This window comes from Streptomyces sp. NPDC085931 (assembly GCF_044540565.1).
Taxonomy (GTDB): Bacteria; Actinomycetota; Actinomycetes; order Streptomycetales; family Streptomycetaceae; genus Streptomyces.
Map to the genome: position 1 here is coordinate 312,695 of NZ_JBITSK010000002.1, position 26,127 is coordinate 338,821.

At 71.4% G+C, this 26,127-nt stretch carries 26 protein-coding genes; 8 read left to right on the top strand and 18 right to left on the bottom strand.

All coding sequences use genetic code 11. The annotated features are described in order from the left end of the window. Positions 1-328: 328 nt before the first annotated feature. The 3 genes from ACIGAN_RS04255 (at position 329) to ACIGAN_RS04265 (ending at position 2,299) form a co-directional block, all read left to right on the top strand. Positions 329-703: a peptidase inhibitor family I36 protein gene (locus ACIGAN_RS04255; RefSeq protein ID WP_365092222.1), complete on the top strand. Its 375-nt coding sequence runs from the start codon at positions 329-331 to the stop codon at positions 701-703. Positions 704-725: 22 nt separating this feature from the next. Next, positions 726-1,109 carry a peptidase inhibitor family I36 protein gene (locus ACIGAN_RS04260; RefSeq protein WP_365092224.1) on the top strand — a complete coding sequence of 128 codons (384 nt, stop codon included), beginning with the start codon at positions 726-728 and terminating at the stop codon, positions 1,107-1,109. A 167-nt stretch (positions 1,110-1,276) separates the two neighbouring features. Beyond that, the gene (locus tag ACIGAN_RS04265; RefSeq protein ID WP_399854754.1) at positions 1,277-2,299 is read left to right on the top strand and encodes a LacI family DNA-binding transcriptional regulator; all 1,023 of its coding nucleotides are present in this window, start codon (positions 1,277-1,279) and stop codon (positions 2,297-2,299) included. 117 nt (positions 2,300-2,416) lie between these two features. Here ACIGAN_RS04265 and ACIGAN_RS04270 read toward each other — a convergent pair whose 3' ends face one another. The 3 genes from ACIGAN_RS04270 to ACIGAN_RS04280 all read right to left on the bottom strand — a co-directional run bounded on the left by ACIGAN_RS04270 (position 2,417) and on the right by ACIGAN_RS04280 (position 8,064). Next, entirely contained in the window at positions 2,417-3,496 is a 1,080-nt protein-coding gene (locus tag ACIGAN_RS04270; RefSeq protein WP_399854755.1) for a DUF1996 domain-containing protein, read from the bottom strand. Between the two features lie 72 nt (positions 3,497-3,568). Then, on the bottom strand, positions 3,569-5,728 hold the full coding sequence (locus ACIGAN_RS04275) for a discoidin domain-containing protein (protein WP_399855327.1): 2,160 nt from the start codon (positions 5,726-5,728) through the stop codon (positions 3,569-3,571). A 140-nt stretch (positions 5,729-5,868) separates the two neighbouring features. Next, positions 5,869-8,064: a discoidin domain-containing protein gene (locus ACIGAN_RS04280; protein WP_365092236.1), complete on the bottom strand. Its 2,196-nt coding sequence runs from the start codon at positions 8,062-8,064 to the stop codon at positions 5,869-5,871. Between the two features lie 308 nt (positions 8,065-8,372). On the opposite strand from ACIGAN_RS04280, the gene ACIGAN_RS04285 reads away from it, so the two are divergent. Then, complete coding sequence (locus ACIGAN_RS04285; RefSeq protein ID WP_399854757.1) at positions 8,373-8,882, top strand: MarR family winged helix-turn-helix transcriptional regulator; 510 nt, start codon at positions 8,373-8,375, stop codon at positions 8,880-8,882. Positions 8,883-8,934: 52 nt separating this feature from the next. Here the strand turns inward: ACIGAN_RS04285 and ACIGAN_RS04290 are convergent, their stop codons facing one another. The 6 genes from ACIGAN_RS04290 to ACIGAN_RS04315 all read right to left on the bottom strand — a co-directional run bounded on the left by ACIGAN_RS04290 (position 8,935) and on the right by ACIGAN_RS04315 (position 14,829). Then, entirely contained in the window at positions 8,935-10,143 is a 1,209-nt protein-coding gene (locus tag ACIGAN_RS04290) for a PP2C family protein-serine/threonine phosphatase (protein ID WP_399854759.1), read from the bottom strand. Between the two features lie 41 nt (positions 10,144-10,184). Beyond that, positions 10,185-11,894: a PP2C family protein-serine/threonine phosphatase gene (locus tag ACIGAN_RS04295; protein WP_365744825.1), complete on the bottom strand. Its 1,710-nt coding sequence runs from the start codon at positions 11,892-11,894 to the stop codon at positions 10,185-10,187. Between the two features lie 112 nt (positions 11,895-12,006). Further along, a complete protein-coding gene (locus ACIGAN_RS04300) occupies positions 12,007-12,441 on the bottom strand; it encodes an ATP-binding protein (RefSeq protein WP_399854760.1) in 435 nt (144 codons plus the stop codon). Next, entirely contained in the window at positions 12,425-12,640 is a 216-nt protein-coding gene (locus ACIGAN_RS04305) for a hypothetical protein (RefSeq protein ID WP_399854761.1), read from the bottom strand. The genes ACIGAN_RS04300 and ACIGAN_RS04305 overlap by 17 nt, the downstream gene beginning before the upstream one ends. Next, complete coding sequence (locus ACIGAN_RS04310; protein WP_365744831.1) at positions 12,637-13,527, bottom strand: STAS domain-containing protein; 891 nt, start codon at positions 13,525-13,527, stop codon at positions 12,637-12,639. The genes ACIGAN_RS04305 and ACIGAN_RS04310 overlap by 4 nt, the downstream gene beginning before the upstream one ends. A gap of 141 nt (positions 13,528-13,668) precedes the next feature. Beyond that, positions 13,669-14,829, bottom strand: a complete 1,161-nt coding sequence (locus ACIGAN_RS04315) for a PP2C family protein-serine/threonine phosphatase (protein ID WP_365092257.1) — start codon at positions 14,827-14,829, stop codon at positions 13,669-13,671. A gap of 148 nt (positions 14,830-14,977) precedes the next feature. On the opposite strand from ACIGAN_RS04315, the gene ACIGAN_RS04320 reads away from it, so the two are divergent. Next, positions 14,978-15,463, top strand: a complete 486-nt coding sequence (locus ACIGAN_RS04320; RefSeq protein ID WP_365744833.1) for a MarR family transcriptional regulator — start codon at positions 14,978-14,980, stop codon at positions 15,461-15,463. A gap of 303 nt (positions 15,464-15,766) precedes the next feature. Beyond that, entirely contained in the window at positions 15,767-16,342 is a 576-nt protein-coding gene (locus tag ACIGAN_RS04325; RefSeq protein WP_399854763.1) for a dihydrofolate reductase family protein, read from the top strand. Here ACIGAN_RS04325 and ACIGAN_RS04330 read toward each other — a convergent pair. From ACIGAN_RS04330 to ACIGAN_RS04360, 7 genes are all read right to left on the bottom strand, one after another. Next, entirely contained in the window at positions 16,324-17,034 is a 711-nt protein-coding gene (locus ACIGAN_RS04330; protein WP_399854765.1) for a helix-turn-helix domain-containing protein, read from the bottom strand. The two genes, ACIGAN_RS04325 and ACIGAN_RS04330, sit on opposite strands and share 19 nt — an antisense overlap. Before the next feature lie 94 nt (positions 17,035-17,128). Next, positions 17,129-17,500, bottom strand: a complete 372-nt coding sequence (locus tag ACIGAN_RS04335; protein ID WP_399854766.1) for a fic family toxin-antitoxin system, toxin component — start codon at positions 17,498-17,500, stop codon at positions 17,129-17,131. Continuing rightward, entirely contained in the window at positions 17,497-17,754 is a 258-nt protein-coding gene (locus ACIGAN_RS04340; protein ID WP_365092272.1) for a hypothetical protein, read from the bottom strand. Before ACIGAN_RS04340 ends, ACIGAN_RS04335 begins: the two co-directional genes overlap by 4 nt. Before the next feature lie 95 nt (positions 17,755-17,849). Further along, complete coding sequence (locus tag ACIGAN_RS04345; RefSeq protein WP_399855329.1) at positions 17,850-19,802, bottom strand: amino acid transporter; 1,953 nt, start codon at positions 19,800-19,802, stop codon at positions 17,850-17,852. A gap of 201 nt (positions 19,803-20,003) precedes the next feature. After that, positions 20,004-21,050 carry a magnesium and cobalt transport protein CorA gene (locus tag ACIGAN_RS04350; RefSeq protein WP_399854768.1) on the bottom strand — a complete coding sequence of 349 codons (1,047 nt, stop codon included), beginning with the start codon at positions 21,048-21,050 and terminating at the stop codon, positions 20,004-20,006. Positions 21,051-21,446: 396 nt separating this feature from the next. Beyond that, the gene (gene arsB, locus ACIGAN_RS04355; RefSeq protein ID WP_399854769.1) at positions 21,447-22,577 is read right to left on the bottom strand and encodes an ACR3 family arsenite efflux transporter; all 1,131 of its coding nucleotides are present in this window, start codon (positions 22,575-22,577) and stop codon (positions 21,447-21,449) included. Next, entirely contained in the window at positions 22,574-22,882 is a 309-nt protein-coding gene (locus ACIGAN_RS04360; protein WP_399854770.1) for an ArsR/SmtB family transcription factor, read from the bottom strand. The genes arsB and ACIGAN_RS04360 overlap by 4 nt, the downstream gene beginning before the upstream one ends. 166 nt (positions 22,883-23,048) lie before the next feature. On the opposite strand from ACIGAN_RS04360, the gene ACIGAN_RS04365 reads away from it, so the two are divergent. After that, positions 23,049-23,468: an arsenate reductase ArsC gene (locus ACIGAN_RS04365; protein ID WP_399854771.1), complete on the top strand. Its 420-nt coding sequence runs from the start codon at positions 23,049-23,051 to the stop codon at positions 23,466-23,468. A 147-nt stretch (positions 23,469-23,615) separates the two neighbouring features. On the opposite strand, the gene ACIGAN_RS04370 is transcribed toward ACIGAN_RS04365, so the two are convergent. Continuing rightward, positions 23,616-23,984, bottom strand: coding sequence for a hypothetical protein (locus ACIGAN_RS04370; RefSeq protein WP_399854773.1), 369 nt, complete (start codon positions 23,982-23,984; stop codon positions 23,616-23,618). Positions 23,985-24,153: 169 nt separating this feature from the next. After that, positions 24,154-24,891 carry a VOC family protein gene (locus tag ACIGAN_RS04375; RefSeq protein WP_365744855.1) on the bottom strand — a complete coding sequence of 246 codons (738 nt, stop codon included), beginning with the start codon at positions 24,889-24,891 and terminating at the stop codon, positions 24,154-24,156. Positions 24,892-25,128: 237 nt separating this feature from the next. Between ACIGAN_RS04375 and ACIGAN_RS04380 the strand changes: the two genes are divergently transcribed. After that, a complete protein-coding gene (locus tag ACIGAN_RS04380) occupies positions 25,129-26,124 on the top strand; it encodes an aldo/keto reductase (RefSeq protein WP_365744857.1) in 996 nt (331 codons plus the stop codon). Positions 26,125-26,127 lie beyond the last annotated feature (3 nt).

A 26,127-nucleotide genomic window follows, 5' to 3' on the forward strand; every position in this document is an offset into this window, starting at 1 on the left:
GCCCGCCCTTCCGTACCCGGAACGAGCCCCGTCATCCTCCCAGACCCGCTGTCGTGCACCGAACACGGGCGCAGACCGTCGAACAGGCCGGCGGTTTCCCTGCGCGAACTCACACGAATGCACCCAGACAGATGTCAGGACCGCCGGCCGGCGTGCGTCGCTAGGCTCGGTTCCGACTTCGGTCCGGGTCTGCCGCGACCCCGCTGAGGGCGGCTGTGGCAGGCGTACCGGGGTGCAACGGGTGTGGCACGCGGCGGCCGTCGAGTGGCGGCCCGCCGACGTGCGCACTCGTGACGCTGTTCGCGACCAAGAACAGGGGGAACGACGCATGCGCACACGAACTGCCGCCGGCGCGGTGACGGCGGCCGCATTCGCCACCGTGCTGGCGGCCGCACCGGGCGCGTCCGCGGAACCGAATCCGCCGGGGTGCCCGAAGGGGTACTTCTGCGCCTACAGCGGGGAGAACCAGACCGGTCAGCTCGTGGTGAGGACCGCGGGCAACTGGACCGGCAACGTCGCTTTCCGCTCCGCGTTCAACAACGGGGTGCCCTACCCGGGCGCCGACCACGTCGACATGACGTACGCCGTCGAGGGGGGAACGGAGACCGTCTGTCTCCACTACAACCCCGGCCCCGGCGCCTACAAGGGCAACGCCGCTCCCGGCACCCGCATCGTCAAAGTGGTGTGGCGCGGGGAGTGCTGACTACGAAGGGACGGACATCACCATGACCGCAATGCGACGCGGCGCCCTGGGCGCCGGAGCCGTCGCGGTGGCTCTCACCGGGGTCCTCGCCACCGCGCCGACCGCCACCGCCGAGGCCAACCCGCCCGGCTGCCCCAAGGGCTACTTCTGCGCCTACAGCGGCCCCAACCAGACCGGAACCCTGCTGCTCAGGGTGGCGGGCAACTGGTCGGGGAACCTCGGCGTCGGCTCCATCTTCAACAACGGGGTGGTCTACCCGGGCGCCGATCACGTCGATGTGACGTCGTACCTGGGCGGGCAGCCGTCGACGGACTGCTTCCACTACAACCCCGGCCCGGGCAGGTACAAGGCCAACGCCGAGCCCGGGCTCACCATCACCCGGGTCGTCTGGCGGGGTGAGTGCTGAGCGGCTGAGACGCCACGCGTGCGCGGGCCGGCGTGACCGGCACACCGGCCCGCGCCGTCGGGGTGCCGGGTGAGCGGCGGTTTTCCGCGGCCGAGGTGCCGGCGAGCCCGGCCGGATGTGATCCGGCGCCCTGTGACCGGGAGATCGCCCACGGTTAGAGTGCCCCCATGAACCGGCAGGCCCCGACGCTCGAGGACGTCGCACGCGAGGCGGGGGTCTCCCGCGCCACCGTGTCACGGGTCGTGAACGGCGTGCGCAACGTCGATCCCGGCATCCAGAAGCTGGTCCGCAGCGCGATCGAACGGACCGGCTACACGCCGAACCGCGCGGCACGGGCACTGGTCGCCCGGCATCCCACCGGGAACGTGGCCCTCGTCATCTCCGGCGCGGGCGACGCCTTCGCCGGCCGTGTGTTCGCCGACCCGTTCTTCGGGCGCGTCGTCAACGGCGTCGTGGGGTACCTCCGGGCGCGCGCCATGCAACCGGTCCTGCTGTTCGCCGAGTCGGCCACGGCCAGGGAGCAGGTGGTCGACTACTTGCGGCAGGGCAGCGCGGACGGTGCCCTGGTGGTCTCCGTCCAGCCGGACGACCCGCTGCCGGACCTGCTCCTGTCGGCCCGCGTGCCGACGGTGCTGTTCGCGCGTCCCGCCCGTGACACCCCGGTCAGCTGTGTGGACCTCGACCACTACGCGGGAGGACGACTGGCCGGGGAGCATCTGCTGGCCCGCGGCTGCGTCCGCATGGCGACGATCGGCACGTCGCCCGAGGTCAGGGCCGGCCGGGCACGCCTGGCCGGCTTCCGTGACGCCCTGGCCCGGGGCGGCCACCCCAATGTGCCCGCGGCCGAGGGCTCCTTCAGCCTGGACAGCGGGGCGGCGGCGATGGCCGCGCTGCTGCGGGACCACCCCGACGTGGACGGCGTGTTCGCGGCCAACGACCTGATGGCTCAGGGCGCCTGCCAGGTGCTGCGGGAGGCGGGCCGGCACATACCGCGGGACGTCGCCGTCGTCGGGTTCGACGACTCGAGCGTCGCCGTGACCTGCCGGCCACCGCTGACCACCGTGCGCCAGCCGGTGGAGGACATGGCGGCGGCCATGGCCGGGATGCTGGACGAACAGGTGCGGGGCGTCCGCACGGCACCGCACACCCTGGTCTTCGCGCCGGAGTTGGTCGTACGCGAGTCCGCCTGACCGTCGCGGCCGCGCGCCTGCGCGGCTGCGTGTGCGCTGTGCCGGACGATCGGCGCACGGGCCCGGCGGCACCCCTGCCGTGCGGGTGCCGCCGGGCCCTCGAGCCTGACGCGAGGGTCAGGGCAGCCGGTGGTCGGCGTTCAGCACCGCGCCGCGCTCGGGGTGGTTCTGGTCGTAGCCGCGCGTGTCGCATTGGAGGCCGCCCACGATGCAGTGGTCGACCAGTGCCTTGAGGGTCCGCTCCTCCCAGGCGTTGAAGAAGTCGTAGTGGAAGGAGTACCCGCGGCCGCTGGCCAGGCGGACCTGGCTCATGTCGCCGTTGACCGGGAAGGCCATCTTGAACTCGATCATCGGCAGGGCGACCGGGTGGGAGGCCGGGCACATGTTGTCGTTCGTGCCGGGCTTGACGACCGGGTAGGCCATGTGGCTCTTGTGGTCGGGAGTGTCCAGATACTTGCCGTCCCAGCAACTGGGCGCCTGGAAGCGGATGTTGAGCTGTACGTCGGGGCGGCTCGGGCAGGTGGCGGGGAAGTCGACGTTGAAGAAGCTGTCACCGCATTCCCAGCCCTCGACGAAGCCCTTGTGGGCGCGGAACTCCTGGGCGCTCTGCAGGGGGTCGCCGACGACGTACCGCAGCCCCCGGGGGAACGGCCGCACGCTCGTGTAGTCGGTGACCCCCGACTTGTAGTAGATGACCTGCGGGCCGACCGGCAGGATCTTCCTGTCGCCCTTGTACAGGGAGGGCATCCAGTACGCGGAGGCATCGGCCGGTGCCAGACAGGTGGTGGTGCCTCCGTAGAGGCTCGCGGTCGTGCTGCCGGCGTGTGTCGTCGTGTTGCCCATGAAGGTGTGGTCATGGGACGTGCCGGGCTGCCCCGGGTACACGATCGGATCGTCCGGAGCGGTGTGGGTGACGGCGCAGTTGGCCTGGAACTCCTTGTGGTAGCGCGGCGGCGGGGTGGCGTCGGAGGGGGTCACGCCGGTGACGGGGGGTACGGCCGGGATGTAGCCGTCGCCGTCGGGGTCGTCGGCGGACGCCCGGGTCGACACCGCCGTCGTGTGCCCGGCGTGAGCGGCGGCCGAGGCGCTCGGGCTGTCGCCGGGACCGGCCGCCGTGGCGACCGTGCCGACGCCGAGCGCGCCGGCGAGGAGCGCGCTGCCGAGCAGCAGCGCGGGGAGCTTCGAACGTGGTCTCATGGGGCCTCCTTGCCCACTGGAGTGACACGTGCAGAGGGTGCGAAGGGCGACGCCGGGCGCCCTTCACCATGGTCAGCCGTAGATGCCGAACTCGTGCAGCGAGTAGCCCCAGCCGGTGCCACGCGCCGTCAGCTGCAGGCGTACGTGCCGGGCGGTCGTCGCCGCGTCGATGGTGTCGATGTCGCCGTTTCCGCTGGTCGTGGTGTGGAGCGTGCGCCAGGCGGTGCCGTTGTCCGAGACCTGGACCTCGTAGGCCCTGGCGTAGGCGGGGTCCCACACCAGTTGGAGCTTGCGGATGGCGGTGGGGGCGCCGAGGTCGACCTGGATCCACTGCGGGTCGCTCCAGTCGCTGGCCCACCGTGTGTCGGTCCTGCCGTCCGTCGCCTTGGCGGGTTCGCACGGGCAGTCGCCGTAGGAGGGCTGGAAGGAGGAGGCGGTGGTGGGCTTGTTCAGCGCCACGTTCGTGCCGGTGACCGGTGGGGCGACGACCTTGACCGACTTCGTCTCGATGCCGGCGTTGCCGCGGCCGTCCTCGGCCTGGAGGTACACCTTCCACACGCCGAGCTTCTCGGGAGCGGTCACGGCGAAGGTCCCGTTGCCGGTGGCGCGCCACTTCGCCTCCACCAGACGCTTGTCACCGCTCGCGTAGGTGCCGCTGAGGAAGACCTTGTACGTGATCGGGTCGCCGTCGGGGTCGCGGACGCCCGCGCGGAGGGTGAACTCGCCTCCCGCCGGGGCGAAGGAGGCGGGGCTCACGGTCAAGTCGCTGATGACCGGCGGGGTGTTGTCGCCGCCGGAGCTACCGGTGTAGGCCCGCTTGACCGCGTAGTAGGAGAGCCGCTTCAGCCCGTCGGGCACGAGGTTGAACCAGATGCCGCCGAAGTCGTGCTCGATGCCGTAGTGGAAGAGCGTGGCTCCGAGGGCGACGCCCCGGTGGCCGGTGACGCAGTTCCAGGCCTTGGTGTAGCCCTCGGCCTTCTGCACGTCGGTGGGCTCGTCGGGGACGCCGTTGGCGTCGTCGGGCACCTCCCACTCCCCGGCCGGTCCGCCCTCGGTGATGAGGTACGGCTTGGTGTAGCCGCCCTGCTCCCAGTCCTGTCGGACGCCGCAGATGTCGCCGTAGGAGTTCATCGAGTACAGGTCGAGGTCGGGCGCGTTGCGCTGGTAGTACGGCCAGGCTCCGGTCCAGGCGTCGGTGGAGGTGACCGGGTGGTCGGGGTCGATGCTGTGGATCTTCTTGGCGACGTCGTTGACGAAGGTGGTGTAGGCGTTGCGCTGCGCCTCCAAGGCGGCGCCGTTGTAGCAGTTCTGCAGGCCGAGGACCGACTCGTTGCCGACGTTCCACATGAGCGTTGCCGGGTGGCCCTTGTACGCCTCCACCCACTTGGCGAACTCGGTGAGCATGGTGTTCTTGTACGCGGTGTCGGTGACGTAGTCGACGCAGCCGCCGGAGCCGGGGCCGCCGCCGGGTTGCAGCCAGAAGCCGTTGACGACGCGGATGCCGTGCGCGGCGGCGGAGTCGAGCAGGGGCTTGGTCCCGCCGTCGGTGCCCCAGGTGCGGATCGTGTTGACGCCCATGGACTTCACGTCGGGCATGTACGTCGGGGCGTCCGCGATGGCGGGACCCCAGGTGAGGCCTTTGACGGTGTACGGCTGGCCGCCGACGGTCAGGTGCCAGTTCCCCTGGGAACCAGCCACTTCGACCGCCCCTCCCCCGGCGGGCGGTGTGCCGTCGGTGGTCCCGTACACCTGGAACTCCCACAGGGAGTAGCCGTATCCGCCGGAGCGCTCGGTGCCCAGCATGCGCACGTAGCGGCCGGAACCGGAGACGGCGACCTCGTCGGTGCCTCCGTCGCCGCCGGTCACGGTCGCCAGGGTGCGCCAGTCCGTGCCGTTGTCGGACGCCTGGATCCGATAGCTCCTGCCGTAGGCGCCCTCCCAGGTCAGGACGGTGCGGCTCAGGTCCGACCGCTGTCCGAGGTCGACCTGGAACCACTGCGGATCGTTCCACTGGCTGGCCCAGCGGGTGCCGGTGAGGTCGCCGTCGACGGCCGCCGAGGGGGCGTAGGCGTCGCCCTCCTGGGAGGAGGCGGTGGCGGGCCTGCCCTGGGAGAGCAGGGTGGGAGCCGCTGCGGCGGGCGGGGCGGCGAGGGCCAGGGGGGCCGCGACGAGGGCGCCGAGGGCGAGCAGGGGGACGGCGCGTCGGGCTGCGGGTCTGCGGTACGAAGGCATGGGGGACACTTCTGCTCCTGGCGGTGTGGGGAGTGCCGACGGCGACGCGGGGTCGGGAGCACCGCGTGAGGGGCCCCTCCGGGCCGGGTCGCGGGGATGTCATCCGGCCCGGAGGGGAGTTGTGGCCGGTGGGCGGCCGATCAGGGGAAGGACACGACGGTGGACGGCACGGTCGAGGTGCCGGCCGGGACGGTGGAGGCGCCGGTGTCGTTGATGACGTGGTTGTAGTGGCCCATGCCGCCCAGGGAGACCACCAGGAGACTGTGGAACTTCACCCCCGGTTTGACGGGCGTCTTGAAGCCGTGGTCCTGGCGGATGTTCGGGTCGACGTTGTAGTTGCAGTAGCTGCCCAGGCCCCACGCCTCGTGGGTGTCGACCGAGTCGTCGACCCGGTAGGCGGCGTACCCCTTCGTCGTGCCGTTCTGGATGGCGGCCTGGTTCGGCGCGTCGTAGGCCTTCTCGTTCTGGTAGAAGATCGTCCGGCCGCGCTCGCCGTACCACTCGACGTCGTACTTGTTGAAGTGCTCGACGAACAGGCCGGTCGCCAGGACGTCGTCGCCGTTGACGCGGACGCCGTAGTCGGCCCGGTTGGTCTCCCAGCCGACGCCCTCGCCGTGGTCGGCCCGCCACACCCAGGTGTGGTCGATGATCGTGTCGTGGCTGTTGACCACCATGCTGGTGGTGGCCTTGCCCGCGCCCGCGCCGCCGATGCGGATGTACACGTCCTGCACGGTGGTGGGGTCGGCCGCGTGGTCGGCGGACGCGCCCTGCGGGCCGATCTCCAGCAGGGTCGGCGAGTTGACGGGTCCGGCGTCGATGAGGAAGCCGGCGAGCCGCACACCGTCGACGTCGGCGACGCGCATGGCGGTCACACCGTTGTCCGGGATGATGGTGGCGAGGCCGAGTCCCAGCACGATGGTGTCGGCCCGGTTGACGTTGATCGTCCGGTCGACGTGGTAGACGCCCGGTGTGAACAGCAGGTGCAGGCCCTGGTCCAGCGCGGCGTTGATGGTGGCGGCCGTGGCGCCGGGCTTGACGACGTAGAACCTGCTCAGCGGGATCGACTCGCCCTGCGGGGTGCCGTTGCCCCAGGTGGTGCCTCGGGCGTTGGTCCGCTTGGCCGGGGCGAAGACCTTGTACTCACTGCCATCCAGGTACAGGAAGGGCTTCTCGCGGGAGATCGGTGTCGTGTCGAGCGTGGTGTAGCGCGGCTCGGGGAAGCTGGTGGCGGGGGCGCCCTCCACTCCGGAGAAGACCTGGTTCCAGACGCTGTTGGACCAGCCGCCGATGGAACTGTCGCGGGTGTACCACTGCTGCTGCGAGTAGTTGCCGATCTGCCCGTCGATCCTGCTGTCGGCGATGTAGCCGCCGCTGGCCCAGCCGTAGCCGTTGGGCGCGAGGTTGAGGCCGCCCTTGACGTGCATCCTCCGGAACGAGGCGGCTTGCGAGACCGCCCACCGGTTGGTGCCGTTGACGGGTTTCACGGCGAGGTTCTCCGCGCCGCGCCAGAAGTTCTGGGTGGCGTTGCCGTTGAACCAGCCGGCGTCGACGGTGATGTCACCGTTGATGGTGGTGTCGTCGGGGCTCAGGCCGAGGCCGGCGATCTGGGTGTAGAAGCCGATCTGGGCGTTGAGGTTGTTGTAGGTGCCCGGCTTGAAGAGGAAGGCGTGCCGGCCGGAGCCGAACTGCGCCGACTCCTGCTCCTTGAAGACCTGGTCGAGCTTGGCCTGGATGCCGGGCGTGGACGGGTCGAAGACGTGCACGTTCGGGCCGAGGTCGCCGCCGCCCGGCAGCTGCGGGCCGGGGTCGTCGCCGGCCGTGCCGAACACCTTGAACTCCCAGAGGGAGTAGCCGTATCCGGTGGCGCGGACGGTGCCGAGCATGCGGACGTAGCGGGCGGTGCCGGAGACGTTCACGGTTTCGGTGCCGCCGGCGCCGGTGGTGGTGGAGTACGCCGTCGACCAGTCGGTGCCGTTCTGGGAGGTCTCGATCCGGTAGGACTTGGCGTAGGCGGTCTCCCAGCGCAGCTCGACCTGGCTGAGCGAGGCGGAGGCGCCGAGGTCGACGCGGATCCACTGGGGGTCGGACGCCGCGCTGGACCAGCGGGTGCCGTTGTCGCCGTCGACGGCGGCGGTCGCCGGGGTGCCGTAGTGCTCCTGGCTGGAGGCGGTGACCGGCTTGCCCTGGGACAGCAGTACGGGGGCGGCCTGGGCCTGCCCGGCGGGGACGACGGCGAGCAGGGCGGCGGCGAGGGCGGTGACCAGCACGCCGACGATGCCGCGACGACCGGGTCTGTGGGGTATGGGCGCAGCCGGGGGTATGCCGACAGCGGGCATGGGGAGGCTCCTTGGGAACAGGGTGAGTGGGAGAGCGCTCTCCCGACCATGCCCGTCAGGTGACACGTGGTCAAGGTTCCGGAACGTCTTTTCTTTTGGCTTGCATTAAGGTCGATTGCGAGGGGGTGATGCGGCGTGGGACACCGCCACGCGGGCGACGCCCCGAAGGCCGAGCCCGGCGGGCGAAGGGCCGGGCCGGCCCGGGCCGCTCTCCCCGAGGTCCGGCTGCTTGCTGTGCGACTCTCCGGGTACAGCGATTAGATGAGCGGGATCTCCGCTGCGCGGCAGTTACCGAAAGAGACAGGCTTGTGACCCATCCCGCTGGCCCCGGCGACGATGACTCGGGACCTTGTGACGACCCCGAGGCCGTCGCACGGGAGATCGCCGATGCGATCGAGAGCCTGACGAATCTGTGGTCGCTGGCCGCTCAGGGCGCGACGGTGCGGCTGTCGTTGCACCAGTTGCGGGCGCTGCGGGTGCTGCAGACAGCGCCGGATGTGAATCTCACCGCTCTGGCCGAGCGTCTGGACATAGGGCTTCCCACCGCCAGCCGCCTGTGCGACCGGCTGGAGGCCGCAGGACTGCTGGAACGGACCCCGCACCCCCACAACCGGCGCGAGGTACGGCTGGCGCTCACCGCGCAGGGCCGCCGTGTCCTGGCCGATGTGGCGGCGCGGCGTTCCCAGGCACTGGCGGCGGCGCTGGCCGCCATGGAGCCCGAGGACCGCATGCTGCTCAGGCGAGGCATGCGGTCCTTCCTCGCCGGCTACGACCTGGCCCAGCGCAACGGATCCGGTCCGGAACCGCCTCCCGCCTGAGCCGGGGCACCTGCCGCTCCCCCGGCCCGGGCCGATCAGCACGCTCGGCGGGTCAGCGGTCGGTGCGGGCCCGCCCCGCGGCCCCGGGGTCGCGGCCGTTCCAGTCGAGGCAGACGACCGCGGCGTCGGCCGCGAGGTCCTTGCTGCCGAAGTGCGTGATCATCCCGGAGACCACGGAACGCGCGGCTTCGTGCGGCGGTGCCGATCGGGTGGCGCTGAGGGTCTGCCGCAGCGCGCGTTCACCGAAGAGGCCCCCGTCCGCGGAGCGTGCGCCGTGCACACCGGTGCTGACCACGATGAGACGGTCGCCCGGCTCGACCTGGAACGTCTGCTCCTCGTAGAGGGTCTCTTCGAACATGCCGAGCGGGAGCTGGGCTTCCAGTTCGACCTGCTCGATGTCGGCGCCGCGCTGACGGTACAGCTGCGGGGATCCGGCGTCGACGGCATGGACGGTGCCCGTGTCCAGGGAGAAGTGCAGCAGCAGTGTGGAGGCGTAGACCTTGCCGCCGTACTGGGCGTAGACGGCCTGGTCCGCCAGGCACGCCTGATCGGCCAGGCCTATGCCGGCGCGGCGGGCGTTGCGCATCGCGCCGACGGCGAGGCTGGTCAGCAGCGACGCGTCGATGCCCTGTCCCATGCCGTCGGTGACGGTGAGCGTCAGGTGATCGGCGCCCGTGGACCAGTCGAAGTTGTCCCCGCCGATGGCGTACGCGGGTTCGAGATGGGCTCCGACGACGTACTCCTCGCGGGCGCATCCGCGGCCCGGGAGGAGTTGCCACTGCATCTCGGCGGCGAGGGTCAGCCGCCGGGTGCGGCGGGCCTGCAGGTAGAGGTCGGTGTCCCGGCCGGCGGTGGTGACCTCGTGGGCGAGCGCGGTGGCGAAGTCGCCGAGCCGCAGCACCGCCGTCGGGTCCACGGTGCCGACGGGCATACGGACGCTGAGCACGCCCAGCCGGTCGCCCCGCACCGTGAGGGGCAGGTGCACCACCTCACCGGCCGGGTCATGGGTGACCTCGACCACCGGCAGCTGACTGACGAAGGCCCGGCCGGCGGGACCGTCCTGGGCGGGCACCGGCTCGCCGGTGTTGGGCAGGTGGGTGACCGGCTGCAGGACCGTCAGTCCGTAGTCGGCCAGGAGCAGCGTCACCCCCTGCGCCCCCGCTCGGTCGGCCAGCAGGCGGCCGGCCGTGGCGACCAGGAGGTGGGGCGGAGCGGCGCGCAGCAGGCTTTCCGCGGACGCGACCGGTTCAGGGGTGTTCATGATGTGTGCCTCTCCGCTGGTGATTTCCACGCTATCGCGGTTCACGGGTGCCGGGTTCGGCCGCACAGCAGCAGGCAGACGTCGTCGTCGCGCTCGGACTCGTCGAGCAGCGGTTTGAGCAGGGATTCGGCGGCTGCGTCCAGGTCGTGGTCCAGTTCGGCGGTGCCGAGCGCCGCCAGTGCCCGGCCGAGCCGGTGGATGCCGGGGTCGATGCCCTCGGAGCGGCGTTCGACCAGCCCGTCGGTGTACAGGGCGAGCGTCGAGCCGGGGGGAAGCGTGAGGCTGTGGTCCCGGTACCGGTGGGGCAGGGGGACGCCCAGCATGATCCCGGGCTTGTCGTCCAGGACCCGGATGGTGCCCTCGGGCTCGCGCACCAGGGCGGGAGGGTGCCCGGCCGCCGCCCACAGGACGGTGGGATCGCCGGGGCGGAAGCAGGCGATCACGGCGGTCGCGTACAGCTCGTGCTGCTGGCTGCGGACCAGCCGGTGCAGGCGGGTGAGGATGCCGGCCGGGGTGTCGCTCTCGAGGGCGTAGGCGCGCAGCGCGGTGCGCAGTTGCCCCATCGTGACGGCGGCGTGCAGACCGTGGCCGGTGACGTCTCCGACGGCGACCAGCAGGCTGCCGTCGGGCTGGACGAAGGCGTCGTACCAGTCGCCGCCGATGTTGAGGCCGTGTGTGGCGGGCAGGTAGCGGGCCGCCAGGCGCACGTCGCGGGTGGTGGGCAGTTCGGTGAGCTGGGCGCGCTGGAGGGTTTCGGCTGTGTCGCGGTGCTGCGCGTAGCGGCGCGCGTTGTCCAGGGCGATGCCGGTGCGGCGGGCCAGCTCGATCAGCATGATCGTCTCATCGGCTTCGAGGCGGGTCCCGGCGGCGGTGAGCGTCAGCACGCCCAGGGGTTCGCGGCCGAGGAGGGGAACCGACAGCAAGGGGTGCTCGGGCACCGGTTCCGGGGCCGGGAGGTCGTCGACGCCGGGCAGGTCGCCGGCGTGTGCCGCGGCGTGCTGGGGCCGGCCGGTGCGGGCGGCGGTCACGGCGGCGGCCGGCCGGTGGGTGTGGAGCGTGGCGGGCTCGTCGAACAGCCAGAGGTCGACGTGGCGGGCGTAGCGCGGGACGAGGAGTCCGGGCAGGCGGCGCAGGATGTCCTCGGCGTGGAGGGAGGCGGTCAGGGCGTCGCTGGCGTCGGTGAGGAAGGTCAGCAGGTGCCGGGCGTTCTCCGCCTGTGCCCGTGCCGCCTGCTCGTCCTTGAGCAGCTCGTGCTGGCTGCGGTCGGCGCTGTCGAGCTCGGCGTGGAGAGCCAGGACGCCCTGGTTGGTGTGGTGGAGCTCGTCACGGTAGGAGCGCACCTGCTCGTCCCGCGCGTCCAGCCGGCCGAGGAGTTCGGCGGTGTCCGCGTCCGCGGCGAGCAGCGCCTCGGCGATGTCCGTGACGTTCGCCGGCGCCGTGATGTCCCGCGGGACGGGGCCGGGGCAGGCGACCGAGAGCCGCCAGACGGGACGGTCGTGCGCTGCGGGGTCGGCCGGGCGCACGGTGACGTCGATCCGGCCGTGCCCGTCGGCCGGGATGTCCGTGCGCAAGCTCAGGTCCCAGGTGTGGCCGCTCTCGAGGCACTGCCGCAGTTTCTCCGTCATGGCCGTCAGGAAGCGGGCGCGCTCGATGAGGGCCACACCTGCTGCGGTGGTGAGACGGGCGGCTGCCGCGCGGGCGCGGGCCGCGTCGGTGGCCGAGGTGATCGTCCAGGGACCGGCGGCGTTCACGGGCGCCCGATGCGGTGTCGGCCGAGGTGAGCCACGGTGGCGGCTTCGGCCGCGACGGGGACGTCTGGCTCGGTGGTGGTGTCGTCGTCCACGGGCATGTCCCCGGCCCTGCTCATCCCTGCTCCGCCCGGGAGCGGGGCAGGGAGGTGGCCCGTGCGGTGATGGTGATGGTGGTGCCCCGACCGGGGCGGCTGTCGATGCTGAAGTCCTGCACCAGGCGCTTGGCCCCGCTCAGGCCGAGGCCCAGGCCGTTGCCGGTGGTGAAGCCGTCGGTCATCGCCTCCTCGATGTCGCGGATGCCGGGGCCGGAGTCGGTGAAGGTGAGGCGCAGCCCGTGCTCCAGCGCGCTGATCTCCAGGTGGCCGCCCCCGCCGTGGATGAGGGTGTTGCGGGCCAGTTCGCTGGCGGCGGTGACGAGTTTGGTCTGCTGCACCAGGGTGAAGCCGTGGTCGGACGCCGCCTGCCGTACCTGTTGCCGTGCCCGCGCCAGATCGGTGTCCGAGCCGATCGGCAGCCTCGTCGTGCCCGTGTCAGGAGAGGTCTGCACGGTGCGCCCTCCGGGGGTTCGGCACGCGGGCCGGGTAGGAGTCGACGAGGTCCATGCCGGAGATGCCGATCGCGCCGCCCGTCACAGGACTGCGGGCGATGTGGCCCTGCACGGGGCGCTCCCGCGCGGTGTGGTCCCGCACGGCGCGGTCGCGCACGGCGTGGCCCTGCGCGACGCGGCCCTGCACGGCGCCGGTCACGGCAGGCTCACGGCCTCCGCGCCGGGGACGACCGCGCTGCCCAGCCGGCGCAGCGCGTGGGCGAGGGCGTCGGCCAGCGAGGACCGGGTCACGACGGTGCCGAGGTCGATGCCGAGGTGGACGATGGTCTGCGCGATGGCGGGGCGGATGCCGGAGACGATGCACTCGGCGCCCATCAGCCGGGCCGCGGCGACCGTCTTCATCAGGTGCTGCGCGACCAGCGAGTCGACCGTGGGCACGCCGGTGATGTCGAGGATGGCGTACCGGGCGCGCTCGGCGACGATCGCGTCCAGCAGGGACTCCATGACGACCTGGCTGCGGGCGCTGTCCAGCGTGCCGATGAGCGGGACGGCGACGATGCCGTCCCACAGCTTGATCACCGGGGTGGCCACCTCCAGCAGCTGCTCACGCTGCCGTTCGATGAGCTGCTGTCCCCGGCTGAGCGTCGTCTCCATCACCACCAGGCGCAGCGTGCCCATCAGCAGCGTCAGTGCCAGCGTGCCTTGGTGTGCCTGGTCGTCGCCCGGTTCGTCGAACTCGGCCCGGAGAAGCGATACGGCGGGCAGGCGCAGTTCCGCGACCTCGCCGGCGACCTGGGAGGGATTCAAGCCGGTGCGGGCCCGGGAGGCCGCCATGCGGCCCAGTTGCTCGCGCACCCTTCGGAAACCGGGAGCCGTGACGTCATCCAGACGGCCTGTGGCGGCCACTTCGGCCAAGGCCTCGACGACGGCCTTGCACGCCTCCACCGCCTCGTCGCGGGAGACGGTGAAGACCGTGCGGAACAGGGCCGCGTCGGCCCAGCGCTGCGCGATCTGCTCCTGCCTGAGCCGGAGGAACTCGCCGACCTTGCGCGCTGCCTCCGCCGAGACCGCGTCGTGCTCCGACACCCTGCATCTTCTCCTCGTGCCACCCTGGTGACCCGCCGGGTGGCCGACCACAAGGCAATCATTGCCGTACGACAAACATTAGCCCTGGGCGCGGGCCGCAAACAATGGCCGACCGCGCGGGGGAATCCCGGGGGATGGCCCTCACCGGCCGCGCCAGTCCAGGCACATCACCAAGGCGTCGTCGTCCGGGGCCGGTTGACCGCGGTGGCCGGTCAGTTCGCGCAGGATGGCCCGGGGCACCTCGGCGGCCGGGAGCAGCCGGGTGGACTGGATGGCCCGGGCCAGCGCGGCGTCCCCGTAGGCCTCGCCGCGCGGTGAGGCGACGGCGTACACCCCGTCGCTGACGAAGACCAGCCGGTCCCCCGGCTCGACGTGGAAGTCCTGGGCCACGTAGTCGGTCTCCTCGAACATCCCCAGCGGCAACTGGGCTTCGAAGGTGATCCGCTCCACGGTGCCGTCGCGCAGGCGCAGCAGCTGGGGCGAGCCGGCGTCCACCACCCGGGCACGTCCGGTGGCGAGATCGAAGTCGAACATCAGCACCGACAGGTAGCAGCGGCCCCGGTAGTGCGCGTACACGGCCTGGTCGGCCAGGGCGGCCTGGTCGTCGATGGGGATCCCCGCCCGCCGGGCGTTGCGCAGGGCGTTGATCGCCAGGTTGGTCAGCAGGGAGGCCTCGATGCCCTCGCCCATGCCGTTGGTGACGTAGAGCATGAGCCGGTCCGCTGTGGCGGACCAGTCGAAGTTGTCGCCGAAGATGGCGTAGGCCGGTTCCAGCTGCGCGCCCAGCTCGTACTCAGGGCGCGCGCAGGAGCGGCCCGGAAGCAGTTGCCACTGCATCTCGGCGGCCAGTGTGAGCCGGTCCCTGCGCCGGGCCTGGAGGTAGACGTCGGTGTCCCGCTCGGCGACGGTGACCTCGTGTCCCAGCACTTCGGCGATGTCGGCCAGCTCCGCCAGGCAGTCCTCGGCCTGATCGCCGGGCAGGGTCACCGACAGCACGCCCAGACGGTCGCCCCGCACGCTGACGGGCAGGTGCACCCGGGCCGCCGCGGTGCCCGAGGCGGTTTCCACGAAGGGTTCCTGGGCGGCGAAGGCCCGGCCGGCCGGGCTGTTGTGGATCGACACCGGCGCCATGGTGTGCGGCAGGACGGACACCGGCTGCAGCACGGTCAGGCCGTAGTCGGCCATGAACAGCTCGACGGTCTCCGCCGCGTACTGCTCGGCCAGGACACGCCGTACTGCGGTCAGCAGGTCGTGCGGAGCCGCCGTGCGCAGGGCGCGCTCAGCGGCCACATATCTGTTCACGATCGTCGATACACCAATCTGTCGCCGGGGGGCCGCGAGCATCGCCCGCGTCGCGGAGCCGCCCGAGGGGCTGTGTCCGTGTTCCGAGTCATCCCTGACCGTCGTGCGCGCCGAGTACGCTGACAGTCTTCCCAGTACCTGCGAGAGTGTGACCGTGACCGCCTTCCGCCCCCGCCGAGAGCCGAACGAGGTCGCCCGTGTGACGGCCACGGCCGCGGAGCTGCTGGAGGTCCTGTGGGGCCGGGCCTCGACGGCACCGGCCTCCGCGTCGCAGACGCGCGTGCTGTTCATCCTCGAACACCACGAGCGCGTCAACCTGCGTACCCTCGCCGCCCTCCTCGCCTCCACGCCGCCCTCCACCAGCCGGCTGTGCGACCGGCTCCAGGCCGCCGGGCTGGTCGAGCGCGAAGTGAGCCCGACGGACAGACGTGAGGTGCTGCTGCGCCTCAGCGGCCGGGGCCGGGCCCTCCTGGCGGACCTGCGCGTGCGCAGGGAGAGGGCGCTGCAGGATGTCCTCGACCAGATGTCCCCGGCCGACCGGCTCGCGCTGCGGGACGGCCTGGAGGCGTTCTGCGCCGTCGCGGCGGTCCGGATTCACGACGGCGCCGACGAAACCGGCAGCCGGACCGCCTGAACAGCGCGGCTCGGCGCCGGTCTCCCCCGATGCCTGTTCCAGCCACCAGCGCGCGGAGCGGACTCCGGCCACCTCGCCGCCCCTTTCCGCGCACGTCCTGCCCCGGTCACTTTGTTGCCTCAAGGCTATTGTTGTCAAACGGCAAGTGTTGACCGTGCGCGGTTCGCACGTGCCTGAGCTGCGCTTCGACCGAACACCTCCCAGTGGGTCCCGTGACCACGCGATGTCGTTTCCGTCCAAGACGCCCGCCCCTCCCGCCGCCTAGGCTCGTCCCAGGAGCCCAGCCCTGACGAGGAGACGCAGATGCGCAAGTTGGTCTACACCGGATTCATGTCGCTCGACGGCGTTCTGGACTCGCCCGGTGGGCCCGAGGAAGGGCACCGCAGCGGGGGCTGGGTGGTGAACGACCTGGAGTTCGTCCCGGAGGCCTGGTCGCTGAAGGCCGAGGAACTCGCCGACACGACGGCGCTGATGTTCGGCCGTCGCAGTTACGAGGCCTTCGCGTCGGTCTGGCCCTCCTCCGAGGACCACGCCGCCTACAAGGAGCTGCCCAAGTACGTGGTGTCGAGCACCCTGTCCGACGACGCCCTCGTCGGCGGCTGGGGACCGTCGACGATCCTGCGCACGACGGAGGACATCGCCAAGCTGAGGGAGAGCGACGGCGGCTCCATCTACATCCACGGGAGCGCCGAACTGGCGCGGCGGCTGTCCGAGGCCGGCCTCATCGACCAGTACAACCTGCTGGTCTTCCCCGTGCTGCTCGGCGCTGGCAAGAGCCTGTTCCACCGGGCCGACCGCGAGAAGCAGATGCTGTCGCTGCGCGAGTCCGAGAGCTACTCCAACGGCATTCTGAAGCTGGTCTACGACGTCAAGCGCTGACCCAGATCGAGCGCGATCGCGCCGCCCGTGCCGTCGCGCAACTGTCCGGCGGTGCGGCCCACGTAGGTGCGCAACGCCCGGGCGAGGTGCGGCTCGTCGAAGTAGTCCAGCTTGGCGACGACGTCGGCGGCCGTGTCACCGGCCGCCAGCAGTTCCGCCGCCGTACGGGCCCGTTCGATCTGCCGTACCGCCCCGCGGGTCAGCCCCGTGGCCACCCGGAAACGGCGCTCGACGGTCCGTCCCGACACCGTCGGCTCGTGCCCTCGCAGAATCTCGGCGACGAGCGGGTCACGCACCACGATCCCGGCCCCGACCAGCCGCTCCACCAGGGCCTCGGCGTCATCGGCCGCCGGGGTCGGCCAGCGGGCGCCGTCCAGGCGGAACGTCCGCCGCGTGGTGTCGGGCAGTTCCACGCCACTGTCGACCAGCTCGGGGGTGGGCAGGACCCGCAACGAGGTTCCCACGGCGAACTCGATGCCGGTGAACACGGCACCTTCCGGGACGGGTGCGGTGCTGGTCCGGGTCTCCGGGCCGGTGACGGCCGCGTGGGACCGGCCGTCCTGCTCCCAGAACACCAGACCCCAGCGCACGCCCGCGACGGACGTCATCGTCGTGACCCGCTCGCTGGTGCAGGTCCATACGCTGTCGGCCCAGGGCGAGTCCGACCGGCGTATGTCGAAGCGCAGCTCCACGCCTGCAGGATACGACGGGTGAGGCCGGCGGATTGCGCCGAGAGCGCGCCTGACGCGGCCGTGCGACAGCGGCTGCCGGCGAGGTGCCCGCGCGTCAGGGCTTCCAGGTGCGCAGGAGGGAGGCGATCCGGCCGGTCGTGCAGCGGGGGTCGTTGAGTTCGTGGGCGAGGGCCGTGAGCTGTTCGCGGGTGGGGTCGACAGGGACGTTGCTGGCTTCGAGGTACATCACGGCGGTGGCGCAGGCGACGGTGAGGTTGGAGCGCTCCAGCCAGCGACAGCGGCCCAGCGTGTGCACCAGGGCGGCGGCCCGGGCGTAGGGGCCGTCGTAGACGGGGGTGTCGAGGAGTTCGCCGCGGTGGCGTGCCACGGCGGCGATGGGGACGCCGTAGTCGTCGGCGGCCGGGTCGCGGCGGCCCGCCCGCTCCGCCACTTCGAGGATCCAGGATTCGTCGACGTGCAGGATCACGCGGCGGCGCCCGGCTGCGGACCGGCGTAGGGGACGTCGAACTGCCGCTCCAGGTCGTCGAGGAAGTCGCCGTGCGCGTCGATGAGCCTCTGGGCGGCCGCCATGCCGGCAGCGCGGGCGCCGGTGGTGTCCTCGATGATCAGCCGCTCGACGTACTTGTTGAAGTCCAGCCGACGGGCGGCAGCGGCGGCTTTCCCGGCTGCCAGGACGTCCTCTTCCAGCCGGACCTGCGTCTGCTTCTTCGCGGAAGTCACACCGGGATGGTAGCAGGGTGGTAGCAGGGGACGGAAGCCGCCGCGCGGGGTGCGGTGACCGGTTCGCCGCACCCCGCCTGCGCTGTCACACGGACTCAACCGCCGACGTGGATGCCGGGGCGGCGGTCGGGGTCGGGCTCGTTGCTGCGGATGATCTCGCGGGTGACCGGGGCGGTGTCGCCGCGGCCGAGCAGGAAGTAGCGGAACATGTGCTTCAGAGGGCTGCCTTCGGCCCAGGCGAAGTAGCAGTGCGGCCGTACCCCGGTGGCGTCGCGCAGGGCCAGCAGGACCGCGGCGATGGCGTTGGGCGCGGCCGGGGCCTGCGCCCGCAGGATGCGATGCCCGTCGACCTCCACACCGCGGACGGTGAGGGTCTCGCTGAAGTCGGACGGGTCGACGACGTCGATCTCGAGGAAGAGCACATCGGCCCGGCCCGGTACGGGGTTGGTGCCGCGTTGTTCGCGTTCCTTGGCGCGGTACTCGGCCTCGTCGCCGGCCTGACGCCGGTTGGCGATGATGTTGATGGACTGGTCGTGGGCGAGGGTGTCGGTGATGAACCGGCGGGCGGCCTCGTCGAAGACGATGCGGTCGGCGCGCAGTTCGGTGGTGCGCGAGATGCGGGACACGAGCGAGACGGTGACGATGCCGAGGATGAAGAAGCCGGAGATGGCGATGCCGTCGGGCTTGTCGACGATGTTGGCCACCAGGGCGTACAGCAGCACGGCGGTGAGCGCGGCGAAGCCGGCCGTGGCCACGCGCCGGCGGTTGCGGGCGACGAAGACGGTGACGGCGAAGGCGCCGGAGACCATCATCGCCAGGATGCCGGTGGCGTAGGCGCCGGCCTGCTTGTCCACGTCGGCGTCGAAGGCGATGGTGATCAGGACGCACAGGGCGGTGTAGACGAGGACGACCGGGCGCACGGCGCGTCCCCATTCGGGGGCCATGCCGTAGTCGGGCAGGTAACGGGGCACGATGTTGATCAGGCCCGCCATGGCGGAGGCACCGGCGAACCACAGGATGAGGATGGTGCTGATGTCGTAGACGGTGCCGAACGCCTCACCGACGTGTTCGTGCGCCAGCCAGGCCAGCGCCCGGCCGTTGGCGGCCCCGCCCGCCTCGAACTCCCTGTGCGGGATGAGCACGGTGGTCACGAAGCTCGCGGCCAGCAGGTAGACGCTCATGATGAGCGCGGCGACGGTGAGCAGCTTTCGCGTGTTGCGGATCCGGGCCTTGAGCCGCTGTTCGTCGTCGGCGCCCTCGGCCGCCACCAGTGGCATCATGCTCACCCCGGTCTCGAAGCCGGACAGGCCGAGCACCAGCAGCGGGAACGCCAGCAGCGCGGGGCCCGCCAGATCGCCGAAGCCGCCCAGGTCGGTGAGGGAGCCGGTCCACGCCGACCAGGCCTGCGGGTCGGTGAGCACGTGGGCGACGCCGACGCCGATGACGACCGCGTTGAGGGCCAGGAAGACCGCCACCAGCGGGATGGCCACCTTCACCGCCTCGCTGAAGCCCATCAGGAACACCCCGCCGAGAATGAGCAGCAGCACCACCGTGAGGGCGACCTCGTGGCCGTGCAGCGCGGCGGGGAAGAACGGGTTCTCCACCACGTGCACGGAGGCGTCCGCCGTGGACAGGGTGATGGTGATGATCCACGAGGTGGCCACGAAGCCGAGCAGGACGAGGACGAACAGCTTGCCCCACCAGAACGGCAGCAGGTCCTCCAGCATCGCCACCGAACCCGCCCCGTGCGGGCTCTGCCTGGCCACCCGCCGGTACATCGGCAGCATCCCCAGCAGCGTCAGGGCCACGATCAACAGGGTCGCCAGGGGCGACACCGCGCCCGCGGCCAGGGCCGCGATCGCCGGCACGTAAGCCAGGCTGGAGAAGTAGTCGACGCCGGTCAGGCACATCACCTTCCACCAGGCGTGCGGCTCGGCGTGATCACCCGCCGCCGGCCCCACCGGCTGCACCCGGTGACGCAGCAGCCACCGCGCCGTCGCACTCGTCGGCTGCGTCCGCAACGCCGGACTGTCCACCGTCTCCGGCATCACCGGCCCACTCGCCTCGCTCATGTCCCCCATGTCCTCTTCACTCGACACTGATCATCGGAAGGCCGTCGCACGTCACCGCTCCTCACGCGGGCGCGACGATCACTGAGTATGCGCTCTGCCCACTCGCCGGCGGGCAACCGGTACGCCGGGGCGCGGAAAGACGACGGCCCTGGGCTGCGGGAGGGCGGGGGCGGGCGGTCAGAGCCATGTGTTGCGGCGCAGGGTGCGGTAGATGAGGGTGCAGGCGACGGCGATGACGGTGAGGACGGCGGGGTAGCCGTAGCGCCAGGTCAGTTCGGGCATGTGGTCGAAGTTCATGCCGTAGATGCCGACGACCAGTGTGGGAACCGCGATGAGGGCGGCCATGGCGCTGATCTTGCGCATGTCGGAGTTCTGCTGGACGCTCAGCTGGGCGATGGTGGCGTTGAGGATGCCGGTGATCAGTTCGTCGAGGCTGTTGATGGTGTCGCCGGCGCGCTGCTGGTGGTCGGCGACGTCGCGCAGGTAGGCGGTGATGTCGGCGGGGATGTCCGCCAGTTCGCCGGAGCCGAGGCGCTGCAGGGGGCCGGCCAGGGGGGCGACGGCCCGGCGGAACTCCAGGAGTTCTCGTTTGAGCTGGTAGATCCGGGCGGGGTCCATGGGCTTGTCGGGTGAGAACACCTCGCTCTCGAGGTTCTCGATGTCGGTGCGGAAGTGGTCGGCGACTTCCAGGTAGCGGTCGACGACCATGTCGGCGACGGCGTGCAGGACTGCCGCGGGCCCGTGGCTCAGCTGGTGGGGATCGGCTTCCAGTTGGCTGCGCACGTCGTCCAGGGGCGGGGCGCTGCCATGGCGGACCGTGAGGGCGAAGCCGGACCCGGCGAAGACCATGATCTCGCCGGTGTCCACGATCTCGCTCGTGGAGGTGATCTCCTCGTGGTCGCAGTAGACGATGGTCTTCAGCACGAGGAAGAGGGTGCCGCCGTAGCGCTCCAGCTTGGGCCGCTGGTGGGCGTGGACGGCGTCCTCGACGGCCAAGGGGTGCAGGTCGAAAGCGTCCGCGACGCGTTGAAGCTGTTCGGCGCTCGGCTCGTACAGGTCGATCCACGCGAACCGCCCCACGTCCGGGTCCATCCGGTCCAGGATCGCGCCCAGGTCCACGCGGCCCGGGATGCGCCGGCCGTCCTCGTACAAGGCGCCGTCGATCCCCGCCCCGGGCAGGTCCGCCGCCGTGTGTGCACCGCTGTCCTTGCCGAGCTTCGCCATCTCTCCTCGCCCTGTGCTTGGTGTGTTACCCGTCTTGCCCGTCGGCGCACTTCGATGCCGGAATCAGCAAGGGCGGCTGCTCGCTCGGGTACGGCACGGGCGATGGTGACGCTCCGGGCCACCGTCGCGGCTGAAGCCGGGGTGCGCGGAGCCGCATCAGGTACGGCGCGAGCGGTGGGCAGCGGCTCGACCGTCGTCGCAGGGCAGCGGCCGGCTGCGCAGGAGGTCCGCGGTCCAGGCGGCGGTTCGGGCCGGGCGGCCGCCGTCAGCGCTGTGCCGGACCGTGATGCGCCACCCACACCGGCGGGCCGCGGACAGCAGGGGGCGCACTCCGGCCGACTCACCACACGCGCGGCACGGTGCCGGCGTCACGCCGACGGGTCGACCGCCACTGTCCTAGACACCGGTCCGGTACCCGTCCGGGGCCGTTCGTGCGTCGTGCGGTGCGGTGAACTTCCGCCGCCAGGCGAGCGCGACGTGGACCAGGCCGATCAGCACCGGCACTTCGATGAGCGGTCCGACGACCCCGGAGAGCGCCTGGCCGGAGGTGACGCCGAAGGTGGCGACGGCGACGGCGATGGCCAGCTCGAAGTTGTTGCCCGCCGCGGTGAAGGCCAGGGTGGCGGTGCGGTCGTAGGCGAGACCGAGGCTCTTGCCGAGCAGGAAGGTCCCGAAGAACATGACCGCGAAGTACACCAGCAGCGGCAGTGCGATCCGGGCGACGTCCAGCGGCTGGGAGGTGATGGTCCTGCCCTGCAGGGCGAAGAGGACGACGATCGTGAAGAGCAGGCCGTACAACGCCCACGGACCGATCCTCGGCAGGAACTTCGCCTCGTAGACGGTACGGCCGAGCTTCCGCTCGCCGATGCGGCGGGTGAGGAAGCCGGCCAGGAGCGGGATGCCGAGGAAGACGACGACGTTCAGGGCGATGTGCCAGACGGACACGTCCAGGCCCTGGCCGTCGCCGAGGTTCAGCCGGCGCGGCAGCAGGTCGAGGTAGAACCAGCCCAGCAGACCGAACGCGAGGACCTGGAACACCGAGTTGAGCGCGACCAGGACGGCGGCGGCCTCGCGGTCGCCGCAGGCGAGATCGTTCCAGATGATGACCATCGCGATGCAGCGGGCCAGGCCGACGATGATCAGGCCGGTGCGGTACTCGGGCAGGTCGGGCAGGAAGATCCAGGCCACCGCGAACATCACGGCGGGCCCGACGATCCAGTTGACGACCAGCGAGGAGACCAGGAGCTTCCTGTCACCGGTCACGCGGTCGAGCCGGTCGTAGCGGACCTTGGCCAGGACCGGGTACATCATGACCAGCAGGCCGAGCGCGATCGGCAGGGAGATGCCGCCGATCTCGATCTTCGCGAGCGCGTCGTTCATCCCCGGGACGATCCGGCCCAGGCCGAGACCGGCGGCCATGGCCAGCAGGATCCACACGGCGAGGTAGCGGTCGAGGGTGGAGAGCCTCCCGGCGACCGAGTCGCCCCCGTTCCCCTCGGATGCGGTGGTGGGCTCGGTGGAGGTCACGGGCAGGCCCTCTTGTTGGCGGCGGCGGTACGGGCTTGCTCGGCGAGGTCCGCGAACTGCCCGGCGAGCTGGGCGATGACGTCCGCGCGGAGCCTGTAGTAGGTGAAGCGTCCGCAGGGCTCGGTCTCGACGACACCGGCCTCGCGCAGCACTCTCAGGTGGTTGGAGAGGTTGGTCTGCTTCGCGCCGGTCTCCGCCACCAGGTGGGTGGTGCACAGCGTCTCGCGGGCGAGGAGGGTCACGATGCGGAGCCTGAGCGGGTCGGCGAGGACGCGGATCAGGTCAGTGTCGACTGACGTCAGCATGGGCTGATACTGTCACATCAGTCGACGCTGATACCAGCCGGGAGCGCTTCACGTCCCCTCGACGGCACTCCCCCGGCCGTCGGCGCCGCGCGGCACGCTCGCCGGCCTGTCGAGCACCTGAACAGCCCTCGCACCACGTACGACTCACCTCGTGAAGGAAGAACGCATGTCCTCCACCCCGCTCGCCTCCGTGCTGTTCGTCTGCGTCCACAACGCCGGCCGCTCCCAGATGGCCGCCGGCTTCCTCGACCACCTCGCGGGCGACCGCGTCGAGGTCCGCTCCGCCGGATCCCTCCCCGGGGACCAGGTGAACCCCGCGGCCGTCGAGGCGATGGCCGAGGTGGGCATCGACATCTCCGCCGCCCAGCCGAAGATCCTCACCACCGAGGCCGTCCGGGCGTCCGACTACGTCATCACCATGGGCTGCGGCGACGCCTGCCCGGTCTTCCCCGGCAAGACGTACCTGGACTGGGCCCTGGAGGACCCGGCGGGCAAGGGCGTCGACGCGGTCCGCCCCATCCGCGACGAGATCAGAGCCCGTGTCGAAGCCCTGGTCGCGGAGATCGACGCCCAGCACGAGGCGTGACCGGCCGCCACGCAACCGGACCGGACGCGCGAGATGACCACCATCGGCTCCGGCCTGCCGGAAACACCGCCCGCACGCGGTCCGAGTCCGCGCGGTACGGCGACATGAGCCTCCCCGGACCCGCCTTTCGCCTGCGGCCCGACCGGCTCAGTTGACGATGCCGAAGCCGCGGTCGGTGAGCGCCACGACGTCGGGATGGGTGTGCGGATGGCGCAGTCCCGCGGGGTGCCTGTCCCGGGCGCGGTGAGCCGGAATGCCCACCGCGGCGGCGATCACTCCGCTCACGACGCCGATGCCGGCGGCGATCGTGAACACCGCGCCCGAGTCGTAGTGCTGAGCCATCAGTCCGCCCGCGACGGGCGAGGAAAGCATCAGGACGGGCCCGAGGGTCAGGCTCCACACGAACCGCATGCGGGCGCGGAGCGCGGGGCGCCAGGCCGCTGCGCACCGGACGCACAGCGGGACGCGGACCAGGGCCTTCCAGCGGATGCCTCCGTCCTCACGGCCCAGTCTCACGCGGAGCGTGGACGAGGGCCGGGGCGGGCCGCCGCAACTCCAGCAGTGCTCACCGCCGTTCACTCAATCCCCACCCCCACGAGGTGCCGTCACGGTTCGAATCCCGCACCACCGCGACGGGCTCGCCCAACGACCAGCGGTCGTAGCCGGGTTGTGGTCGTCCCCCGGTTCAGCGAGGAGTGAGGAGGCAGAACTCGTTGCCCTCCGGGTCGACCAGGATCGTCCAGGGAATCTCGGACTGGTCGATATCGGGGTCGGTGGCGCCCAGGGCGCGCAGCCTGGCTGCTTCCGCGGCCAGGTCGTCACCGGGGTAAGGGCTGACGTCGAGGTGGACGCGGTTCCACACGCGCTTGGTGTCGGGGGTCCGGACGAACTCCAGATAGGGGCCGACGCCCGCGCCGGAGCGCAGGGTCGCGTGGTCTTCGGCGACCTCGTGCACCGTCCAGTCCATCGCCTCACCCCAGAACCCGGCCATGGCTCGGGGGTCGGCGCAGTCGACCACCACGGTCGCGATCGGACCCGTGTCCCGGTAGAGGGGGCGGGGCTCCAGGACGCAGAACTCGTTGCCCTCCGGATCGGCCATGACCGTCCAGGGGACGTCGCCCTGACCCACGTCGGCGAGCGTCGCGCCGAGATCCTTCAAGCGCGCGACCAACTCCTGCTGATGGGCGAGTGAGGTGGTGGCCAGATCGAGGTGCACCCGGTTCTTCACCGTCTTGGGTTCCGGGCGGGCGACGATGTCGATGCAGACGGCCGCGGGGTCGGGATAGGCGAAACCCACGGGTTCGAGGTTGGTGATCCCGGGCCCCTCGCTGTCGACACCCCAACCGAGGGCCTCCGCCCAGAACCGGCCGAGCGCGGCGTCGTCCTGGGCCTTCATATTGATCTGCACGAGTCTCGTCGCCATGCCGAAGATCCTAGAAGCTGACGGCGACTCGCGCCGCCGAGTAACGCGGCTGGGCCACGTGCCGGTCGTCGCAGTCCGGACGGCGCGGCGCTGCGCGCCTCCGCCCCCCCTCCCCTCGCCCCCGCTTCACAGGGTCGTCCTCGGAAGGCGGGTCTGAGCCGGACGCTGGAAGCCCGCCGAGGCCGGTGGACGCTGTCAGCGACACCGATGCGCGGTGTCGCTCGGCAGGAGGAAAGCATGAGCATCAGCACGCACAAGATCGGCAGCCAGGGCCTGACGGCGTCGGTCCAGGGACTGGGCACCATGGGGATGACCGCGATGTACGGCACTCGGGACGACGCCGGGTCCGTCGAGACCGTCCACCGGGCGATCGAGCTGGGGGTGACGATGTTCGACACGGCCGACATGTACGGGCCCTTCACCGGTGAGGAGCTGCTCGGGCGTGCGGTGGCCCCCTACCGGGACCGGGTGGTGCTGGCGACGAAGTTCGGCGGGCTGACGCTGGACGAGTCCGGCAAGGTCGTCGGCGGACCGAACGGGCGGCCCGAGTACGTGCGCCAGGCGGTGGAGGGGTCGCTGCGCCGGCTGGGAACGGACCGTGTCGACCTGTACTACCAGCACCGCGTGGACCCGGACGTGCCGGTGGCCGAGACCTTCGGTGCGCTGGGCGAACTCGTGGCCGAGGGCAAGGTGCGCTACCTCGGCATCAGCGAGGCGTCCGCCCAGACGATCCGCGCGGCCCATGCGGTGGCACCGCTGTCGGCCGTGCAGACGGAGTACTCGCTGTTCACCAGGACGGTGGAGGCCAACGGCGTACTGGAGACCGTGCGCGAACTGGGCATCGGATTCGTCGCCTACGCACCGCTGGGACGGGGTTTCCTCACCGGCCGGCTGCGTTCGCCGGACGAGTTGCCGGAGAACGACTGGCGGCGCACGGCGCCTCGCTTCAGCGGTGAGAACTTCGCCCACAACCTGGCCCTCGCGGACCGGGTGCGGGTGATCGCGGACAAGCTCGGCATCACCCCGGGGCAGCTGGCCCTGGCGTGGGTGCTGGCCCAGGGGGCCACGGCCATCCCGGGCACCAAGCGGCGCAGCTACCTTGAGGAGAACGTGGCCGCCGCGGCGCTCACCCTGGACGCCGACACGCTCAGCGCCCTCGGCGAGGCGATCTCCGCCGACGAGGTGGCGGGTGCGCGGTACTACTCGGAGGGCATGAGGGCCATCCAGGAATGAGCG

Excerpts from the sequence above, each read along its gene's own strand:
- ACIGAN_RS04255 (WP_365092222.1), top strand. The coding sequence starts at position 329 with ATGCGCACACGAACTGCCGCCGGCGCGGTGACGGCGGCCGCATTCGCC.
- ACIGAN_RS04260 (WP_365092224.1), top strand. The coding sequence starts at position 726 with ATGACCGCAATGCGACGCGGCGCCCTGGGCGCCGGAGCCGTCGCGGTG.
- ACIGAN_RS04265 (WP_399854754.1), top strand. The coding sequence starts at position 1,277 with ATGAACCGGCAGGCCCCGACGCTCGAGGACGTCGCACGCGAGGCGGGG.
- ACIGAN_RS04270 (WP_399854755.1), bottom strand. The coding sequence starts at position 3,496 with ATGAGACCACGTTCGAAGCTCCCCGCGCTGCTGCTCGGCAGCGCGCTC.
- ACIGAN_RS04275 (WP_399855327.1), bottom strand. The coding sequence starts at position 5,728 with ATGCCTTCGTACCGCAGACCCGCAGCCCGACGCGCCGTCCCCCTGCTC.
- ACIGAN_RS04280 (WP_365092236.1), bottom strand. The coding sequence starts at position 8,064 with ATGCCCGCTGTCGGCATACCCCCGGCTGCGCCCATACCCCACAGACCC.
- ACIGAN_RS04290 (WP_399854759.1), bottom strand. The coding sequence starts at position 10,143 with ATGAACACCCCTGAACCGGTCGCGTCCGCGGAAAGCCTGCTGCGCGCC.
- ACIGAN_RS04325 (WP_399854763.1), top strand. The coding sequence starts at position 15,767 with ATGCGCAAGTTGGTCTACACCGGATTCATGTCGCTCGACGGCGTTCTG.
- ACIGAN_RS04345 (WP_399855329.1), bottom strand. The coding sequence starts at position 19,802 with ATGCCGGAGACGGTGGACAGTCCGGCGTTGCGGACGCAGCCGACGAGT.
- ACIGAN_RS04350 (WP_399854768.1), bottom strand. The coding sequence starts at position 21,050 with ATGGCGAAGCTCGGCAAGGACAGCGGTGCACACACGGCGGCGGACCTG.
- ACIGAN_RS04360 (WP_399854770.1), bottom strand. The coding sequence starts at position 22,882 with ATGCTGACGTCAGTCGACACTGACCTGATCCGCGTCCTCGCCGACCCG.
- ACIGAN_RS04365 (WP_399854771.1), top strand. The coding sequence starts at position 23,049 with ATGTCCTCCACCCCGCTCGCCTCCGTGCTGTTCGTCTGCGTCCACAAC.
- ACIGAN_RS04375 (WP_365744855.1), bottom strand. The coding sequence starts at position 24,891 with ATGGCGACGAGACTCGTGCAGATCAATATGAAGGCCCAGGACGACGCC.
- ACIGAN_RS04380 (WP_365744857.1), top strand. The coding sequence starts at position 25,129 with ATGAGCATCAGCACGCACAAGATCGGCAGCCAGGGCCTGACGGCGTCG.